The sequence below is a fragment of the Vibrio sp. EA2 genome (assembly GCF_033042495.1).
Taxonomy (GTDB): domain Bacteria; phylum Pseudomonadota; class Gammaproteobacteria; order Enterobacterales; family Vibrionaceae; genus Vibrio.
In genome coordinates, this window is sequence record NZ_JAWLID010000003.1 from 368,594 (window position 1) to 386,795 (window position 18,202).

Below are 18,202 nucleotides of genomic sequence, written 5' to 3' on the forward strand. Positions count from 1 at the left end.
CATGGAGAGCGGGATAAGATCCTTTTGTTCTGGAACTTTGCCCGGCTTAATGCCGGGCTTTTTATTTGGTGTAATAAGAGTCACACCTCACCGAGTTATCAGCAAATTTGAGGCTCAGGCTAAGCGGGGTCCTAACTGCAGATATTCAAGATTAATGTAATCCTGAGCATATTTTTCAGACTGATCGATAGCCAGCGGCAACTCGCTGATCTCCAGTGTATATTCACCGGCTTGGGGAAAATGCAGCTCACCCAAGCGACTGTGAACGTTTTTCCACGGTACCTGAGCATCGTTGGCGTCTGTTTTGTCGAGGTTTAGCTCAAACTCCCAACTCTGCCCCGCACAACTTATGCGACCGGTTTTACCGTTGTGCACCCATTGAGGGTCTTTATGATGCATGGTTTCCAAAGAAACCAGATCTAAGGCGAACCGACCCGGGCGCTCAACTTGGAAGGTCCAGCGGTAAGTGAGTTTTTCAGGATCAAAGTGAGCGATATTGAGCGTGTCCAGGCGCACTTTGGCCAGTCGGTCCTGATGGATGATAGGGTTGATGTCCAGCTCACCGTCATACTCCAGTTCGATCACCAGAGGCATCCGATCATAATTGTGCTCGAATTGCAGGTTGAGGGTGCTGGCCGTAATGCCCGTATCCGTATGTGTTTTCTGCAAATAGGAAACATGGCCTTTGATTTGGTGATCAAGCAATCGCACCTGTTTGATTCGATTGTTGAGACTATGTAAGCAGATAACGTTTTGCTCTGGCTGACGCTGCACATGCAGATACAGCTTATTGGTGGCTGGTCTATGTGTTACCACGCCCCAATTGAAACCAGTTTGCAGTGGAGTAGCTTCTGTATCGATCACCGCTTCCTGATTCACCTGCATCCATTCGCCTATCTCGCTCAGTAATCGCACAAGGGACTGTGGAATACGCCCGTTATGATCCAGGGTTATATTGAGCAGAAAGTTTCCGCCCCGGCTGACTACAGAACACAGCTGGTTTATCAGATCCTTACTGGATTTGGTATTGTTGTCGTTGCGGCTATAACCCCAGTTGTCGTTACTGGTGGCAATGCCTTCCCAGTAATATGGCTTGATATAAAGTGGCTCCATGTAATTATCATGGCCGGTTTTAATATCCCAATCCAACTGGTACTCACACTCAGGTGCCGTAACTCGGCTGTTAACCACCGCATCAGGCTGTTTTTTCCGGATTAATGCCATCAGTTCGTCGATACGACGTACGTGGTCAGCTTCTTCTTGTTCATCAAAGCCTCCCATGTCAAACCACAGTGAACATAGCTCTCCGTACTGCTCAAGCAATTCATTAACCTGAGGCACGCACTTGTTATTCCAGTATTCCTGATAATTGGCTTGGTCTGGGTTGAAATCCCAGTCATTGGGTGCCTTAGTCACCGCATTTTCGTTTTCCCAGTCGATCACATGCGAATAATACAGACCAAAATCCAAGTCCTTTTGACGACAGCTTTGACTGAGTTCCGCGACAGGATCGCGTTTAAACGGTGTGGCGTCTGTGATGTTGAACGGATGTGACGGGCTGTGATACATGGCAAACCCGTCGTGATGCTTAGCGGTGACCACCATATAATTCATCCCGGCGGATTTGGCCAACGCTGTTACCTGGTCGGCATCAAAGTCGCTAGGGTTAAAGTCAGAAGCGTATTCTTTGTAGTCCCGCATAGGAATACGGGCAAAGTGGGGCAGCCATTCGCTAATGATGTCGTAGTATTGTCCCTGATAATACCCGGCCAGATCCCGGTGGCAATAAAGCCCCCAGTGGATAAACATGCCAAAGGTATTTTTTTTCCAGCGGTTCAGCCCTTGCTTACTGACGCCAGTAAAGGCATTGCGATTGTCCAACTGGCTGTTAGCCTGGCTGCTTGTTCCTGTCAGCTCACCTGCTGTGGGCTTGGTCATGATACACCTGTCTAATTTTATGAAATGCCTTTTCATAATAATTGTTTTATCGGGTTCAACAGAGTCAGATGCAGTTAGATGCGAGCTTTCTCACGCTATCTTTGGTACGTTTATGTATATACGGTTTTCTCTAATGCAGGCTTATGCCCGTTTTAATCTCGCCCTCCCCAAATCAGTCATTAACTCATTGTAATCCTTCAACCAAAATACCCACTTTGCCCGGACTTGCGTGATATTAATCGCACAAACAGTTTGAACGTGTGCTGCGCTTACTATTTTCAACTTAACATCTTCTTTATTGAAATGATGTTTCATTAAGTGATGTTTAGAGCATGAACAACAGACAAAATCACATTGTTGATCAAGTCCGAAAGCAAGGTGAGGTTAAGGTTGAGGAGTTAGCTGTCGAGTATGGCGTCTCTGTTGAGACCATACGCCGCGATCTGAATACATTAGCAAAACACAGCCTGTTATGTCGTACTCATGGTGGTGCAGTCAGCCTGCAGGCTCGTGACATAGGCCAGACATTCTCCTCACGACAGAAGTTAAACGCACAAGCTAAGCATATAATGGCAAAACATGCACAGCACTACCTTATCGAGAGAAGCGTCATTGGAATGGATGCCAGCTCTACCTGTCTGCACGTTGCCCGACAGATGCCCGATATGACTTGCACTTTGGTAACAAATTCCACTGGCATAATGCAATGTATTGCAGCAAAACAACAGGTGTCACTCATTGTTACAGGGGGCAGTTTTTCCGTCAAATACTCTGCCTTTCACGGCCCTATTGCCGAACAGGCGTTGTCCCGTCTGAATCTGGATGTGGTTTTACTGTCCTGCAGTGGGGTCGATGAAAACGGAGCCGTCTGGGAGTCTAACGAACTGAATGCCTCTATCAAACGCCGCATGCTGGGTTGTGCGGCTCAGGTAGTACTGCTTGCCGATACGAGCAAAATAGATAAAAAGGGGCTGATCAAGATTTGTGACGCCACAGAGATAGATATATTTATCAGTGATAGCCGGGTAAACAGTAAGTTACGGCAGTGCCTAAAGAAAAACCAGGTTCTGGTTATTGATGGATAAGCTCGCTGACATAAAAACAAAGAAAGCATAAATAAGAAGAGATAGAACGAAACGGAAGATATCTCCATTACTGAAGATCTCGAATCCAAGTTGTTGCGTTTTGCTTGCGCCGGTTTAGCGGTGGCTAATATATGCGGCAAGTCTTACCTGCCTGTAGATGCACTACCGAAGGCGTAACCATGCCATCCACTGTGCCGCTATTTCCATTCTGAACAAGGACACTCCCGCCATTCATTACATGATCGCTGCAACAATGCGGCCAGATCGCCGCTGATGAGAACCTACGCGGTTCACGTCAATTCACGTCGTATCGTGTCGATCTCTTCTTTTATCCCCCCTCCAATTTAATACAGATAGTTTGCGTCAGAGAATTAATGTTGGGTGTCCTTGCCCATTCGCCAAAGTAATTCTGAAGACGGACAATCGGTTCGGTAAGTGAGAAACGGGCATAGCGTCGACTTTACGATACGCTTTGGGGCATACATTTGTTTTGCGCATAAAAAAGCCGGCATGGCCGGCTTTTGCACTCTTAAGTTATATTATTGTGACTCTTTCCACAGCTGCGAAGTACGCATTGGGCCTGGAGAAGCAATGGAATAAGAATCCGGTACTTGCGTATCGGTATTGTGTACGCCATTTTTGATTACAACACCTTCATCCAAAGATGATACTGTACCGATGGTGTAGAAGTTTTCTTTGGAGATCTGGAGGATTTCTTTCATCAGTTTGTTTTGCTCTTCCTGAGATGCCGTTTCCCCCATTTTGCGATACAGCTCGATTTGCTTTTTCACATGCGCCGGCGGCTCAACTGCTGTGGCATGGTTTTTATCAGACATCCAGTAGTAGTAACCAATGCCCCAGGTAGACGCAGGGTTCTGCACTGCATAGTTCGCGAACGAGTCCAATACACCGATACCACCATCGCCTGGAGGCGGCAGTAAATCGAAGTTGTTGTCGAGGCGCTGTGTCTGCATAAATGAACCTTCAACAATGCGAATATCTAAAAATATACCCACTTCTCGCCAGTCATTTTTAACTAACTCAAGGATGTCGGTGCGCTCGCCTACGTGAGATTGATCCATCAAGGCTTCAATACGCAGACGTTCACCAGTTTTATCCAAACGATAGCCTTGTTCGTCACGTTTGTTCAAACCGATAGCGTCCAGCATCTTATTGGCTTTGTCTGGGTCATACTTGGTAAATTGCGTGGCGAACTCTTCATCATAGAAAGCAGAGCCTTCGGCTGGTGCTGCCTGATAAGCCTTTACTACACCTGAGTAAATGGTTTCACTGATCCCATCACGATCGATGGCATGAGACAGAGCAATACGGAAATCTTTATTGCTAAATAGCTCTTGTTTAACCGGATCTCTATGCGTTTGGTTAAACGGTAAGACTAAAGCGTTCATCCTAGTACTAGGGCGGAAGTCGTATTTGTAGCCACCTTTTTCTTGATTATCCATCAACATAGGGCGATAGGTGCTCAGGCCGATATGGCGGGTTTGGAAATCAGTCTCACCTGCAGCAGCGCGCAACACCATTTCTTCTTTATTCTCAGAATAGGAGAAATAAATACTATCCAGATAAGGCAGTTGGTTGCCCGCTGTGTCTACCATCCAGTAGTAAGGATTTCGCTCCCATACGGCATACTGTGTTTTTGGACCTGGCGGAACTTTCACTTTCCAGGCGTTAACGGTTGGGCGCTCAGGGTTGGTGTAGTGCTCAAAGAAGTAGTGAGCGCGGCACTTGGTCTGGAAGTACTGCTGCCAGCTATCAAATCCTGCTGCCTTGGCGTTTGCTTCGGCGTTATTGTTGAATTCAGGCAGGAACTGTTGGCAATAATGTTTAGGGAACTGAACGATGTTGGAGCCGTCGGTGTTGGCCAGCTTACGGATGAACATACCGTCTGGTTTAGACAGAGTGAACTTAATCGTGTTGGTGTTGATCACTTCTGCTTTGGCGTCGCCTACATTGCGGGCAAAAAACGGACGGTTACCAGACCAGTCGTCACGGTTCATCAGATCGATATAAAATGCGATATCTTCAGCGGTAAATGGGTGACCGTCAGACCACTTCATGCCTTTGCGCAGGGTAATGGTGTATTCGGTCAAATCTTTGTTGACCGTGTAGCCAGTGGCTAAGTTTGGCTCAATGCCGGTGTAAGTGCGGTTGAAGTTGAACAGGTTGTCGTATTTAAGCATACGCATACGATGACCATTGTCTTTCTTCAGACCCAGCAGTCGTAACTCTCCACCGTATTGGCCAATAGATTCAATCGGTTCAACCACCAACGGGTTTTCCGGTAGGCGTTTTTCCACTGCAGGCAGCGTTCCGGAGTTAACTAATTCAGCTAATTGTGGCGCTTCATTATATGTGGCCGCTTGACTGGAAAAGGAGATTGCAAGCGCAACACTTGTTGCGACTTGGGTAACAAAAAGGGGTAGGGCAGTATTTTTCACAGGGCACCTTTATTATTTATTTCACGTCGAAAGAACAGTCACGGGTTATCCGTGTTCGCTAAGGAATGGGTTAGCAACGATGCTTAAACAAACATTCCGAAACGATGTTTCAACTAATTTATTCGAGTCTGATTAATATGTGGTGGAACGACAGATGTTCTGCGAGTACTCTCTCAAAAAAAGTCAGATAGGCCCATCTGCCATTGCCCATCATTATTTATTTTTGCCCGTTTATCGGGGAGTTAAGTTTGTTCGGGCAATGGAAAATAAGACCACGGATGGTCAACAGCGACAAACAAATACTCAACCTGATTCCTATAAATGTTGATGATAATGCTCAACCTAGTTAGAGGTATTTGCGAGACTGAAACGTTTCTATGCAAAAATGTTTTATCGCGTAACTATCCATTGATGAGCTGCGACAAACTCACACTCTCCTTCGACAGGGGCTGGAAGTCATTTGGGTATATTTCTTGAGATTTCTCGGGAAAAAGGCACAATCACTGCAATTTTTAAAAATGGACCTTAAAACGCTGGCGCTATGAAAATTATTGTTGATGAAAATATGCCGTACGCTGAAGAACTATTCAGCCAAATCGGTGAAGTGATTCTAAAACCGGGCCGTTCACTAACGGCTGATGATCTGATTGATGTTGATGCACTTATGATTCGCTCTGTTACCAAGGTCAATGCGGAGCTGATCAGTAAAGCAAAAAAACTTAAATTTGTTGGTACCGCGACTGCAGGTATGGATCATGTTGATCAATCACTTCTACAAGAAAAAGGTATTTTCTTTACGGCAGCTCCGGGCTGTAACAAAGTTGGTGTTGCAGAATATGCGTTCAGCGTAATGATGGTATTGGCGCAGCAACAGGGTTTCTCTGTATTTGATAAGACGGTAGGGATTATCGGTGCAGGGCAGGTTGGCAGCTACTTGGAAAAATGCTTAAAAGGCATGGGCATCAAAGTGCTGCTTAACGATCCGTTCAAGCAGGAAGAGGGTGACACGCGTAGCTTTACGCCGCTTGAAGAGCTGATTGAAACATCAGACATCATCACCGTGCATACGCCAATTACCAAAGCAGGCAAGTACCCAACCCATCATATGTTTGATGAAGCGGTATTAAACGGTCTACGTGCAGATCAAATTCTTATCAATGCCGCGCGAGGTCCAATTGTTGACAACAGCGCATTAAAGCGTCGATTACAGAAAAATGATGGCTTCACTGCGGCTCTGGATGTATTTGAATTTGAGCCAGAGGTTGATATGGAGCTTCTGCCTCTGCTAGCATTCGCCACCCCTCACGTTGCAGGCTATGGTCTGGAAGGGAAAGCTCGCGGTACAACAATGATTTTCAATAGCTACTGTGAGTTCTTAAATAACGAATTACGTGCGCATGCCAGCGATTTATTGCCAACCGCGCCAGTGCCAACCATGATGTTGGACAGAGCATGGGATGAAGCAACACTGCATAACATCACGCAGTTAATCTATGATGTGCGTAAAGATGACGCTCTTTTCCGTCGCGAAATCGGTAAGCCGGGTGCTTTTGACCTGATGCGTAAAAATTACTGGGATCGCCGTGAATACAGCGCTGTCACTCTAATGGGTAATGAATCTTGCAATCTTGCCCCATTAGCAGAACTAGGTTTTCAGATTGAGGTAAGTCAATGAGCCAACAATATAATGTTGCCATTTTAGGCGCGACCGGTGCGGTCGGTGAAACAATTTTAGAAGTGCTTCAAGAACGCAAATTCCCAGTAGGTGAACTCTATCTTTTGGCGAGTGAGCGCAGTGAAGGCAAGACTTACCGCTTTAATGGTAAAACCATACGCGTACAAAACGTAGAAGAGTTTGACTGGTCACAAGCACACATCGGTTTATTCTCTGCTGGTGGCGATCTATCAGCAAAGTGGGCGCCAATTGCCGCTGATGAAGGTGTGATTGTTATCGATAACACATCACACTTCCGTTACGAGTACGACATTCCATTAGTGGTTCCAGAAGTAAACCCGGAAGCCATTGCAGAGTTCCGTAACCGTAACATCATTGCGAACCCTAACTGCTCTACCATCCAAATGTTGGTAGCACTAAAACCAATCCACGACGCAGTAGGTATTGAGCGCATTAACGTTTCAACTTACCAATCTGTTGCTGGTGCAGGTAAAGCGGGTATTGACGAACTAGCTGGTCAAACAGCCAAGTTGCTTAATGGTCTGCCAGCGGAAACAAAACAGTTTTCACAGCAGATCGCGTTTAACTGTATTCCACAAATCGATCAGATGATGGATAACGGCTACACCAAAGAAGAAATGAAAATGGTGTGGGAAACGCAAAAAATCTTTAATGATCCAGGTATCACCGTAAACCCAACTTGTGTACGAGTACCAGTATTCTATGGCCACGCTGAAGCACTTCACATTGAAACTCGCTCTCCAATCGATGCACAAGAAGTGATCAACTTACTTGAGCAAACTGAGGGTGTTGAAGTATTCCACGGTGAAGATTTCCCAACTCAAGTTCGTGATGCAGGTGGTAAGGACCACGTTATGGTTGGTCGAATCCGTAATGATATCAGCCATCACAGTGGCATTAACTTGTGGGTAGTTGCAGACAACGTACGCAAAGGCGCGGCAACCAACGCCGTACAAATTGCAGAAGTGCTTATTCGCGATTACTACTAAGTATTGAGAGTTATTGAAACCAGGGCCTCGCTTCATGCGGGGCTTTTTTTGTTCTATCCGCGCGTAATTGTGTGAGATTAGTACGAATATGGCTAATGTCACACATTTTTACGCCTAAGGCTATAGTTTTGCTTGATATATCCGATATATTTAACTGATCACCATTTCAAATTGTATCAAGCACAAAACTGAGCCTTCTATGCGCCAAATTTATAAGCGTTTGTTAACCACCTTAGTGTTAATAAGTGCGACTCAGACATCGTCAGTGGTTCAAGCCGAAGGAATTCGTCTTGTTGGACCTTCAGGTGAAGTGCAATCGTCTCCTAGCTATGCTGAAGAGATTGAACGAGCATTACCCGCTCCTCCTGCAAATTCTCAGCCTTCTCGTTTTATTGGGCCAACAGGAGAAAATCAAACCTTATGGTCGATTGCGTCTCAAGTACGGCCTTCTCGCAATGTGACTGTTCAACAAACGTTACTTGCTATTTACCGACTCAATCCCCAGGCATTTGAAAATCAAAATATCCACGAACTGATCCCGGGAAGCCGTCTTCGTCTTCCTTCTTTGGAACAAGTCCAAAGTGCGAGCACAGAACAAGCTGTTGCTATCATGAAGGCGCATGAGGAGAAGCTTAAGCAGGCCAAGCCAGTCAGCCAGCCTGCGTCGGTTCAGCGCGTGGAGCAACCACCAACACCGAAAGTCAATCAAGAACCGGTTGCTCCTCAACCCAAAGTGGCTACACCTGAGGAAGTCAAACAGGTTAAAAGCATTGAACCAGCGACCCCCGTTCCACCTGTAAAAACGTCACCACAAGGTGAGCAGCAGGTCACTGAGCTAAAGAGCAAACTGCAAGGTTCTCAGAGTGACCTTACATCGCTGGAAGAGAAAAATCATCGTTTACGTCTGATGCTGTCAGAAGTACAAAGCGAAGTAGAGACGTTGAAAAGTGAACTCAACGATGAAGAGCGTATTCGTTCCGAAGTAGAGAGACTGTTGGCAGAGGAGCGTCAGCGTGTTGATGAACAACAACGCATGCAGCCAACCGCATTAGATAACTTTTTATCTAATGGATGGCTTGTCGGGCTGGCGGCTCTTATTCCGGGTGCGCTCCTTGCCTTCTTGGTGGTCATGTTACTTGGACGCCGAAACAAAGAACAACAAGAGCCCGCTGCTCAGACACCGTCACCAAGCGTCGATCCACTGGCAGCGCCAATTGGTTTAGCCGCAGCAGATGAACTCGAAGAAGAGTTGAACCTGGATGATGATCTCTTTGCTGAAGATGAGAGCGACATTATTTCTGACAAAGAGCGTGGCTCTGAATCAGAACACGATGTATTTGCTGGCCTCGAAGATGAAGATCTGGATTTTAATTTAGAAGGCGACGACGGCGAAGATCCATTTGCTGGAATTGGTGACAATGGTGACCTTGATGTCGGGTTTGATGAGTTTGATTCATCGTCAAGCGGAATAAAAGTCAATGGCGAAGAAAAAGCACTTGGACTTGAGGAAATGGAGCGCGCGCTAGACGAAGCGTCACCTGATCTCGAAGTACTGGATGAGCCCGATTTTGACCTCGCTGATGATGAGAATGAAGAGCTTGAAAGAGAAGATGCCTTCGCCGAACGATTAGCCGACACGACGTCAGACGATAAAACTGGCAGCGCACAAATCGATCAGGCGACACTAGACGAGCTGTTCGCTGAACTTGACAGCGATGATCTTGACCTAGGCGCTGATTCATCCGCCGTTTCTGAAAATGATTTTACTGTTGGTGAAGCGTCTGATGATGAAGTTGATAATCTACTGGCACAATATGAGCAGTCTGAAGCGCAATCGCCTGATCTAGCTGCGGAGTCACTTCTTGAGTCCGATGAGCAGGAGAGCGAGACAAAGGCCGAAGAAGCAGACGACAGTACTTTTGATTTGTCTGATAGCAGTACCGATATCGATGAAAACAGCACGGACTTGTTGGATGAACTTATCGATTTTGATGATGAAGAGTCAGAGGATGAGTTTGATCCACTTAACGAGCTGGAATCATTGTCAGGCTTTGGTGATGAGGAATTCGAAGAGTTGGATGCGGACAGTGTCGACTTACTCGACGAGTTGCTCGACGATGACGTTAATCTTGAGTTAGAAGATGAAGCCGCTGATGAACTCGATCCTTTTGATGAATTAATTGGTGCCGATGAAGCACCGGAAAGTGAGCTAAACCAGCAAGAAGAGGATGATTTACTCGCATCGCTGGGTTTTGATGACTTAGATGATTCGCCATCAGAAAGTGCTCAGGAAGAGCCGTTATCAAATCAACCTACGCAATCCGAACCGGAACAATCTCGCGAGTCTGATATTGAGCTGGAGTCGGACTTAGATATTGATGCACTTCTTAATGAACATCAGCCGGATCTGATGCAAGAGTCAGAGACTCAAGACTCTGCAGAGCAACAGAGTGACGCACCTGTTAGCGAAGAATTGCCAGAAGATATTGAAGATATCTCTCTCGAATACGATCCTCTGATGCGTGAATTGGATGAATTGTTTGCATCAAGTCACGACGACATCAATTCAGCAGAAGAGGGCGATAAAGAAGCGTCTTCAGATGTAGATTCCCTGTCTGATGAGCAAGAAAAATCAGTTAACGCCGAATCTATAGATCAGACAGAACCGTCAGAGCAAGGTGAAGAGGTCGCTCCAGAGGAAGTTCTTGAGGAGCCGGTTGTCGAGGCATCGCCAGCTTCTGAAGAAGAGAAAGAAGAACCTGAATTTACGCCAACACCAAATACTGTTGAAAATGAATTTGGAGTGCCGCAGGAAGAAGACTGGTTACTGGATGACGTTACCCCAGAGCCTGAGATCAAGCAGGAACAAGAATCGGTTACAGCAACTTGTGATGAAAGTGATGAAGACGAGTTTGTCTATGATGAGCTCGAGCTTCCGGAATTCAGCGAAGAAGACGCGTTGGCATCAATGGCCGAAGAACCGGAGTGGGGCCAGACTGAAAATGAAGTCGTTGAGCCAGATCCCGAAGAAGACACAGTCAGCTTCGATGATTCAGAACTTCCTGAATTTACTGAAGAAGATGCATTGTCTTCTACATCCGACAGCACTGAATTGGATGCAGAGCCGTCAACCAGCGCTAAAATGACTCTTAAATCAGACAACGATCATGATGCGTTGTTTGAACTGTTTGCTCAACAGAGCGGCTTTGATGCAGAGCCAGAACCGACTCAAGCCATTCAAGAGCCAGAACCGACTCAAGCCATTCAAGAGCCAGACATGACTGGTTTAGCTGAGTCTGATATGGAAAGCCTTTTATCTGAAGAGGGCGAATCTGAGGCGTTTGAGGGCCAGTTAGATCGTGACGCGATAGATAGTGCAGGCATGGACTTCGAAGCCATGTTTGATGTGGGTGATGATTGGGAAGGCTTTAAAAAGCCGACTGAGCACACCGAATCTCGCGTTGAGGACGTACCAGAGGACCAGCGTGACATCTGGGATTCAAAAGAGGCACTCAGCCAACCCGCAATAGCCGAAGAAAACTGGGAACAGCAGACAACCCTGGACGATTTTGACCCCAAGAAAAATCAATTCATGACGATTGATGAATTGATGGCGCAAGTCGATGGTGAAAGTGGAGAGTTTGAGGAAGAGGACCTGAATCTGGATGTGGGTCTGAACGAGTTTCCGGATGTCATTGGCGATATCACTGATGGGGATGTTGATTCCGATTCTGAAGGTGCAGGAAAACTGGATTTGGCCAAGATTTACCTGGAAATGAACGATCCGAAAGGGGCGATCAAATTGCTGGAAGAGGCGATAGTATTTGGTGAAGATGATGTTCGCCGTGAAGCGAAGAGCCTCATCGACACCATCAATGGTCGATAAATCAAATCAGGGTGGCGCGAGCTGCCCTTTTTGTCTCTGCAAGCCAAGTCATTCTTGCTGAAACTGGCAACCAGACGTTACTTGGGTATATACTTCCCGCCCCATTTTAGAGTTCGAAGGTTAAGATGAGAATCGCATTAGGTATCGAGTATAACGGTACAAACTACTTTGGTTGGCAACGCCAGAGAGACGTAAAAAGCGTCCAGGAAGAGCTAGAAAAAGCCTTGTCCATCGTTGCAAACCACCCTGTAGAAGTTCAATGCGCGGGTCGTACTGATGCAGGCGTGCACGGCACGGGACAAGTTGTTCACTTTGATACCAACGTAAACCGAAAAATGGTAGCTTGGACCATGGGCGCGAACGCAAACATGCCAAGTGATATCGCTGTCCGCTGGGCAAAGGAAGTATCAGACGACTTCCATGCCCGATTCTCAGCAACAGCGCGCCGGTACCGCTACATTATTTTCAATCACGCGCTACGTCCGGGGATCTTAAGTTCGGGTGTCAGTCACTATCATGGTGATCTGGATGAGCAAAAAATGCATCAAGCAGGACAGTATCTGTTGGGAGAAAATGACTTTTCATCATTTCGAGCTGCTCACTGTCAGTCTCTCAGTCCGTTTCGCAACATGATGCACTTGAACGTAACTCGTCATGGTGATTATGTCGTCATTGATATCAAAGCAAACGCGTTTGTTCATCATATGGTGCGTAATATCACTGGTAGTCTGATAAAGGTTGGACGTGGTGAAGAAAGCCCAGAGTGGATTAAGTGGTTGTTAGAAGCAAAAGATCGCAAACTTGCGGGGGCGACTGCAAAAGCAGAAGGCCTATATTTGGTCGATGTGGATTACCCACAAGAATTTGATTTACCTCGTGTGCCGATCGGCCCGTTATTTCTGCCAGATAATTTGAACTAATTTTACAAACTTGCTTCAAAATATCGGTAGTTTACACTGAATGTGTACGGAAACTATGCGCTATTTATGATAACAAAAATAGGTACAACCAGTTTTTTATCTACAGTAGCGGCAAGATATGGTTTAATCCGTCGGTGTTATTTCGAATTACTATCTTTCGCAATGAAGCGGAAGAGTTGAGAGAAAAGGTCTTCCATGAGTTGGCTTGAAAAGATTTTAGAAAAAAGCAGTCTTGTAAGTTCACGTAAAGCGTCTATCCCAGAAGGCGTGTGGACGAAATGTACCTCTTGTGAGCAGGTTCTTTACCATGCTGAACTAGAGCGTAACTTAGAAGTATGTCCTAAGTGTAACCATCACATGCGTATGAAAGCGCGTCGTCGTTTGGAAACATTCCTGGATGAAGGTAACCGTGTTGAACTGGGTACAGAGCTTGAGCCTCAAGACAAGCTGAAGTTTAAAGACTCTAAGCGCTACAAAGAGCGTATTTCAGCTGCTCAAAAGAGCAGTGGTGAGAAAGACGCATTGGTTGTCATGCAGGGTGAACTGCTGGGCATTCCTCTGGTCGCTTGTGCATTTGAATTCTCATTCATGGGTGGTTCAATGGGTTCGGTGGTTGGTGCGCGATTTGTGAAAGCGGTCGAAGCAGCAATCGAGAACAACTGTGCATTAGTTTGTTTCTCAGCAAGTGGTGGCGCGCGTATGCAAGAGGCGTTGATGTCTCTGATGCAAATGGCAAAAACCAGTGCAGCACTTGAGCGTCTTTCTGAGAAAGGTCTACCGTTCTTCTCGATACTGACTGACCCAACAATGGGTGGTGTATCAGCAAGTTTGGCAATGTTGGGCGACATCAACATTGGTGAGCCTAAAGCGTTGATTGGTTTCGCGGGTCGTCGCGTAATTGAGCAAACGGTACGTGAAGATCTTCCAGAAGGCTTCCAGCGCAGCGAGTTCCTGCTTGACCACGGTGCTATCGATATGATTGTTGATCGTCGTGAAATGCGTCAGCGTGTGGGTGGTCTTATCGCTAAGATGACTAACCACAAGTCTCCTTTGGTGGTTTCGGTTAACGAATCTCCAAATGAAGAGTCATATTCTGTACCAGAAGCGGACGAAAAAGGGTAAAGTAACAACTAACATAAAGCCAAAGAAATTAATGGTTAAAGTTAGATGACCCAAAACCCAATTCCTCAAGCCACATCCTCTCTAGAGATGTGGCTTGATTATTTAACAAATATTCACTCCTCAGCAATCGACCTTGGTTTAGACCGTGTTCAAGCGGTCGCAAATAAAGCCAACCTCACTAAACCTGCCCCGACAGTAATCACTGTTGCCGGAACCAACGGTAAAGGCTCAACATGTGCGTTAATGGAAGCGATTCTATTAGACGCTGGTTACTCAGTCGGTGTTTACAGCTCACCTCACCTGATTCGTTATAACGAGCGTGTACGCATTAACGGCATAGACGTGGAAGATGCGAAGCATTGCCAAGCGTTTGATTACGTAGAAAAGCAGCGCGGTGACATCACATTAAGCCTGTTCGAATTCGGAACGCTTGCCGCCTTGCGTATTTTCCAAACCGAAAAGGTGGATGTAGTCCTGCTGGAAGTTGGTTTAGGCGGCCGTTTGGATGCAACCAACGTTGTTGATCACGATGTCTCTGTTATCACTAGTTTGGCCGTTGATCATGTTGATTGGCTTGGTGATGACATCAATGTGATTGGATTCGAAAAAGCGGGTATCTACCGCTCAGGTAAGCCTGCCATTTGTGGCCAGCCTTTACCACCTGCCACCGTGGCCGCGCATGCGGATGATATCGGTGCAGAATTTTTCCAGGTTGGTATCCAGTTCGATTATCAACTGACCGAGAAAGGTTGGAAGTGGACAAGTGGCGCATTTGACCTTGAAGACTTACCTGTTCCGTCGTTGCCTTTGCCAAACGCGGCAACCGCGCTGATGGCCCTTGGTGCTTCAGAATTGCAAATCACTGACATAAACCTCGTCAATGGCTTGAATAATGCTCGACTCGCAGGTCGAATGCAGGTGTTGCACAGTCAGCCCGAGATTGTACTTGATGTTGCTCACAACCCACACTCTGCTGAATACTTAGTAGAAAAAGTGAAGCATCAGTATGCGGGTAAGAACATCCATGTTGTGGTTGCCATGCTGCACGATAAGGATATCAAGGCCACGATTGAGGCACTGACACCTATCGCCACTCAATGGTACCCAGGATCGCTGACTGGCCCTCGTGCTGCAACTGCAGAGGAATTGTGTCAATACTTACCTCAGGGGCAGATTCAGTTCCAGACACCAGTAGAAGCGTTTGAAAGTGCGAAAGCCAACGCGCAACAAGAAGATGTGATCTTGGTGGTTGGCTCTTTCCATACCGTGGGTGAGGTGTTGGAGCATTGGCAAGCAAGTAATTAAGCAAAGATAACAAGCAGCAAAGGTAATTTGATGGCAAGTAAATTTCAGAGTCGTTTAGTCGGCACTATCATTCTGGTTGCAGTGGGAGTGATCGTACTTCCAGATGTACTAGATGGTAAAAAACTTCACTACAAAGAAGAATTTGCCAGCATTCCTATCAAACCTGAGCTTGATAGTGATGTGGAGAACTTCGAAATACTCGAGCCAGTCGAAGATGATATTGCATTACCTGACTCTCCCGTAGAGGCTGTAGTGCAGGAGTCACAAGAGCCTCAGATTGCCGTTTCCAGCCAGGAGCCGGTTCCTGAACCAGTGGCTGAGCCAGAGGAAGCGAAACAGCCCGAGCAAGTTGAAGTGGCTCCTCGTCCGGTTGTGGAGAAAAATCAATATGAAGATTCTGCATGGATCATTCAATTGATGGCGCTGAAGAATCATGACAATGCAGTGGCGTTAGTAGCCGATTTACAGAAGCGTGGTTATCAAGCTCACACAAAACAAGAAAATGAATTTACGCGTGTCATTGTTGGCCCAGATGTGTCAAAAAGTAAACTTGAACGACAAGTTCAGGAATTACAAAAAATTACTGGCTCAAAAGGTCAATTGCTTAAATTTAAGCCGTTAAATCCATAAGAAAACGTTTGCGTCAGCATTTTTTCTGTTAAAATGCGCGCCAACTTAAGATGAAGAAAATATGAATTGGTTAGATTTTGTCATTTTAGGGGTGATCGGGTTTTCAGCTTTGATCAGTTTAGTTCGTGGCTTTGCTAAAGAAGCGTTGTCTTTGGTGATTTGGTTTGGAGCGTTTTTTATCTCCAGTAACTACTACACCAAATTGGCGGTTTATTTCTCCAATATCGAAGACGACATGTTCCGCAACGGCGCGGCGATAGCGGCACTATTTGTCGCTACATTAATCGTTGGTGCAGTGGTGAATTACGTCATTGGCCAACTGGTACAAAAAACAGGTCTATCAGGTACCGACCGAATTCTTGGTATGGTCTTTGGTGGTTTACGCGGAGTATTGATTGTTTCCGCGGTGCTGTTTTTTATGGATGCGTTTACCGCATTCCCAAGTTCGGATTGGTGGAAAGCGTCACAGTTAGTTCCTGAGTTCAAACGTGTGATCGCTCCCTTCTTCGAGCATTTACAAGCAACGTCAAGTTTTCTTTCTGGCACTATCTAGTAGTGCCAGCTACTGTCGCAAATCGAGGATTAGGACATGTGTGGTATTGTTGGAATCGTGGGCACAACCCCTGTAAACCAGTCTATTTATGACGCGTTAACGGTGTTACAGCATCGTGGCCAAGATGCAGCGGGTATTTGTACCATAGAAAGCAATCGTTTTCGTCTGCGTAAGGCGAACGGTTTAGTCAAGGATGTGTTCGAAGCAAAACATATGCAGCGCTTGCAAGGTGAAGTAGGTATCGGCCACGTTCGTTACCCGACTGCTGGTAGTTCAAGTGCTTCAGAAGCTCAGCCTTTCTACGTAAACTCTCCTTTCGGTATTACACTTGCCCACAACGGTAACTTAACCAACGCTAACGAAGTTCGCCAAAAGCTGTTTGAAAAAGACCGCCGCCACATCAACACCACCTCTGATTCAGAAGTGTTGCTGAACGTGCTTGCTCACGAGATCGATTCTGTTAAAGGTAATGTGACGACAGAAGACGTATTCCGCGCGGTTACCAACGTTCATCGTACGATTCGCGGCGCATACGCCGTAACAGCAATGATCATTGGTCACGGTATGATTGCCTTCCGTGACCCGAATGGTATTCGCCCTCTTTGTCTGGGTAAACGTGAAGAAAATGGTCGTACTGAATACATGGTAGCGTCTGAATCCGTTGCTCTGGATGCGGTAGGTTTTGACTTTATGCGTGATGTTGCGCCAGGTGAAGCCGTTTACGCGACATTTGACGGCGAGCTGTACACTAAGCAGTGTGCAGATAATCCGAAGTTAAACCCATGCATTTTTGAGTTTGTTTACTTCGCTCGTCCAGATTCATTCATTGACAAAATTTCTGTTTACAGCGCTCGTGTTGAAATGGGTAAAAAGCTAGGTGAACGTATCAGTGAAGATTACGCTGATCTGGATATCGACGTTGTTATTCCAATTCCTGAAACTTCTTGCGATATTGCCCTGCAAATTGCACAAGCGATTGAGAAGCCATACCGTCAAGGTTTCGTGAAAAACCGCTATGTTGGCCGTACCTTCATCATGCCGGGTCAACAACAGCGTAAGAAGTCTGTGCGTCGTAAACTGAATGCGATTCGTTCTGAGTTTAAAGACAAAAATGTACTTTTGGTTGATGACTCTATTGTTCGCGGTACCACATCAGAGCAGATCATTGAGATGGCTCGTGATTCTGGTGCGAAGCGTGTATACATGGTTTCAGCGGCTCCAGAGGTTCGTTTCCCGAATGTTTACGGCATCGACATGCCAAGCGCGACCGAGTTAATTGCGCACGGTCGTGACAACGAGACTATCTGTAAGCAGATTGGCGCAGACGCATTGATCTACCAAAAGCTGGAAGATTTGGTTGAAGCTGTTGGCCTCGGTAACCAAGATATTACTCAGTTTGATACATCCGTATTTAACGGTGAGTATGTCACAGGTGACATCGATCAGCAGTATCTGGATTTCCTTGATGGCCTGCGTAATGATGATGCAAAAGTTCAACGTGAGATTCAGCAGGATTTAGCCAACCTAGAGCTTCATAACGAAGGCGCTTAATTCACATTGCGTTGAACTAAAAAAACCAGAACTTAAGTTCTGGTTTTTTTGTTTCTAGCGGGGAACAA

At 46.2% G+C, this 18,202-nt stretch carries 12 protein-coding genes and 1 pseudogene; 11 read left to right on the top strand and 2 right to left on the bottom strand.

What is annotated here, in order from left to right:
* Window positions 1–114: 114 nt before the first annotated feature.
* On the bottom strand, window positions 115–1,938 hold the full coding sequence (locus RXX31_RS09700; protein ID WP_317589017.1) for an alpha-L-fucosidase: 1,824 nt from the start codon (window positions 1,936–1,938) through the stop codon (window positions 115–117).
* 332 nt (window positions 1,939–2,270) lie between these two features.
* On the opposite strand from RXX31_RS09700, the gene RXX31_RS09705 reads away from it, so the two are divergent.
* Both RXX31_RS09705 and RXX31_RS09710 read left to right on the top strand, forming a co-directional pair.
* On the top strand, window positions 2,271–3,023 hold the full coding sequence (locus RXX31_RS09705; RefSeq protein WP_317589018.1) for a DeoR/GlpR family DNA-binding transcription regulator: 753 nt from the start codon (window positions 2,271–2,273) through the stop codon (window positions 3,021–3,023).
* Between the two features lie 175 nt (window positions 3,024–3,198).
* Window positions 3,199–3,276 (top strand): annotated as a pseudogene (locus RXX31_RS09710) (L-fuculose phosphate aldolase); the annotation flags it as partial.
* A gap of 286 nt (window positions 3,277–3,562) precedes the next feature.
* Here RXX31_RS09710 and RXX31_RS09715 read toward each other — a convergent pair.
* Window positions 3,563–5,482 carry an ABC transporter substrate-binding protein gene (locus RXX31_RS09715; protein WP_317589019.1) on the bottom strand — a complete coding sequence of 640 codons (1,920 nt, stop codon included), beginning with the start codon at window positions 5,480–5,482 and terminating at the stop codon, window positions 3,563–3,565.
* 541 nt (window positions 5,483–6,023) lie between these two features.
* On the opposite strand from RXX31_RS09715, the gene RXX31_RS09720 reads away from it, so the two are divergent.
* From RXX31_RS09720 to purF, 9 genes are all read left to right on the top strand, one after another.
* Window positions 6,024–7,157, top strand: coding sequence for a 4-phosphoerythronate dehydrogenase (locus RXX31_RS09720; RefSeq protein ID WP_317589020.1), 1,134 nt, complete (start codon window positions 6,024–6,026; stop codon window positions 7,155–7,157).
* Window positions 7,154–8,167: an aspartate-semialdehyde dehydrogenase gene (locus tag RXX31_RS09725; protein ID WP_317589022.1), complete on the top strand. Its 1,014-nt coding sequence runs from the start codon at window positions 7,154–7,156 to the stop codon at window positions 8,165–8,167. The genes RXX31_RS09720 and RXX31_RS09725 overlap by 4 nt, the downstream gene beginning before the upstream one ends.
* Before the next feature lie 199 nt (window positions 8,168–8,366).
* Window positions 8,367–12,053 (top strand): FimV/HubP family polar landmark protein, encoded by a 3,687-nt coding sequence (locus RXX31_RS09730; RefSeq protein WP_317589023.1) that lies wholly within the window; start codon window positions 8,367–8,369, stop codon window positions 12,051–12,053.
* 125 nt (window positions 12,054–12,178) lie between these two features.
* Window positions 12,179–12,973 (top strand): tRNA pseudouridine(38-40) synthase TruA, encoded by a 795-nt coding sequence (truA, locus tag RXX31_RS09735; RefSeq protein WP_317589024.1) that lies wholly within the window; start codon window positions 12,179–12,181, stop codon window positions 12,971–12,973.
* 195 nt (window positions 12,974–13,168) lie between these two features.
* Window positions 13,169–14,095 (top strand): acetyl-CoA carboxylase, carboxyltransferase subunit beta, encoded by a 927-nt coding sequence (accD, locus tag RXX31_RS09740; RefSeq protein ID WP_317589025.1) that lies wholly within the window; start codon window positions 13,169–13,171, stop codon window positions 14,093–14,095.
* A gap of 45 nt (window positions 14,096–14,140) precedes the next feature.
* Window positions 14,141–15,400: a bifunctional tetrahydrofolate synthase/dihydrofolate synthase gene (gene folC / locus RXX31_RS09745; protein ID WP_317589026.1), complete on the top strand. Its 1,260-nt coding sequence runs from the start codon at window positions 14,141–14,143 to the stop codon at window positions 15,398–15,400.
* Window positions 15,401–15,430: 30 nt separating this feature from the next.
* Window positions 15,431–16,030, top strand: coding sequence for an SPOR domain-containing protein (locus tag RXX31_RS09750; RefSeq protein ID WP_317589027.1), 600 nt, complete (start codon window positions 15,431–15,433; stop codon window positions 16,028–16,030).
* A gap of 61 nt (window positions 16,031–16,091) precedes the next feature.
* Window positions 16,092–16,583 carry a CvpA family protein gene (locus tag RXX31_RS09755; RefSeq protein WP_237315031.1) on the top strand — a complete coding sequence of 164 codons (492 nt, stop codon included), beginning with the start codon at window positions 16,092–16,094 and terminating at the stop codon, window positions 16,581–16,583.
* A 36-nt stretch (window positions 16,584–16,619) separates the two neighbouring features.
* Window positions 16,620–18,134, top strand: coding sequence for an amidophosphoribosyltransferase (gene purF, locus RXX31_RS09760; protein WP_317589029.1), 1,515 nt, complete (start codon window positions 16,620–16,622; stop codon window positions 18,132–18,134).
* Window positions 18,135–18,202 lie beyond the last annotated feature (68 nt).

Excerpts from the sequence above, each read along its gene's own strand:
- RXX31_RS09755 (WP_237315031.1), top strand. The coding sequence starts at position 16,092 with ATGAATTGGTTAGATTTTGTCATTTTAGGGGTGATCGGGTTTTCAGCT.
- purF (WP_317589029.1), top strand. The coding sequence starts at position 16,620 with ATGTGTGGTATTGTTGGAATCGTGGGCACAACCCCTGTAAACCAGTCT.
- RXX31_RS09705 (WP_317589018.1), top strand. The coding sequence starts at position 2,271 with ATGAACAACAGACAAAATCACATTGTTGATCAAGTCCGAAAGCAAGGT.
- RXX31_RS09725 (WP_317589022.1), top strand. The coding sequence starts at position 7,154 with ATGAGCCAACAATATAATGTTGCCATTTTAGGCGCGACCGGTGCGGTC.
- RXX31_RS09750 (WP_317589027.1), top strand. The coding sequence starts at position 15,431 with ATGGCAAGTAAATTTCAGAGTCGTTTAGTCGGCACTATCATTCTGGTT.
- RXX31_RS09700 (WP_317589017.1), bottom strand. The coding sequence starts at position 1,938 with ATGACCAAGCCCACAGCAGGTGAGCTGACAGGAACAAGCAGCCAGGCT.
- folC (WP_317589026.1), top strand. The coding sequence starts at position 14,141 with ATGACCCAAAACCCAATTCCTCAAGCCACATCCTCTCTAGAGATGTGG.
- truA (WP_317589024.1), top strand. The coding sequence starts at position 12,179 with ATGAGAATCGCATTAGGTATCGAGTATAACGGTACAAACTACTTTGGT.
- RXX31_RS09730 (WP_317589023.1), top strand. The coding sequence starts at position 8,367 with ATGCGCCAAATTTATAAGCGTTTGTTAACCACCTTAGTGTTAATAAGT.
- accD (WP_317589025.1), top strand. The coding sequence starts at position 13,169 with ATGAGTTGGCTTGAAAAGATTTTAGAAAAAAGCAGTCTTGTAAGTTCA.
- RXX31_RS09720 (WP_317589020.1), top strand. The coding sequence starts at position 6,024 with ATGAAAATTATTGTTGATGAAAATATGCCGTACGCTGAAGAACTATTC.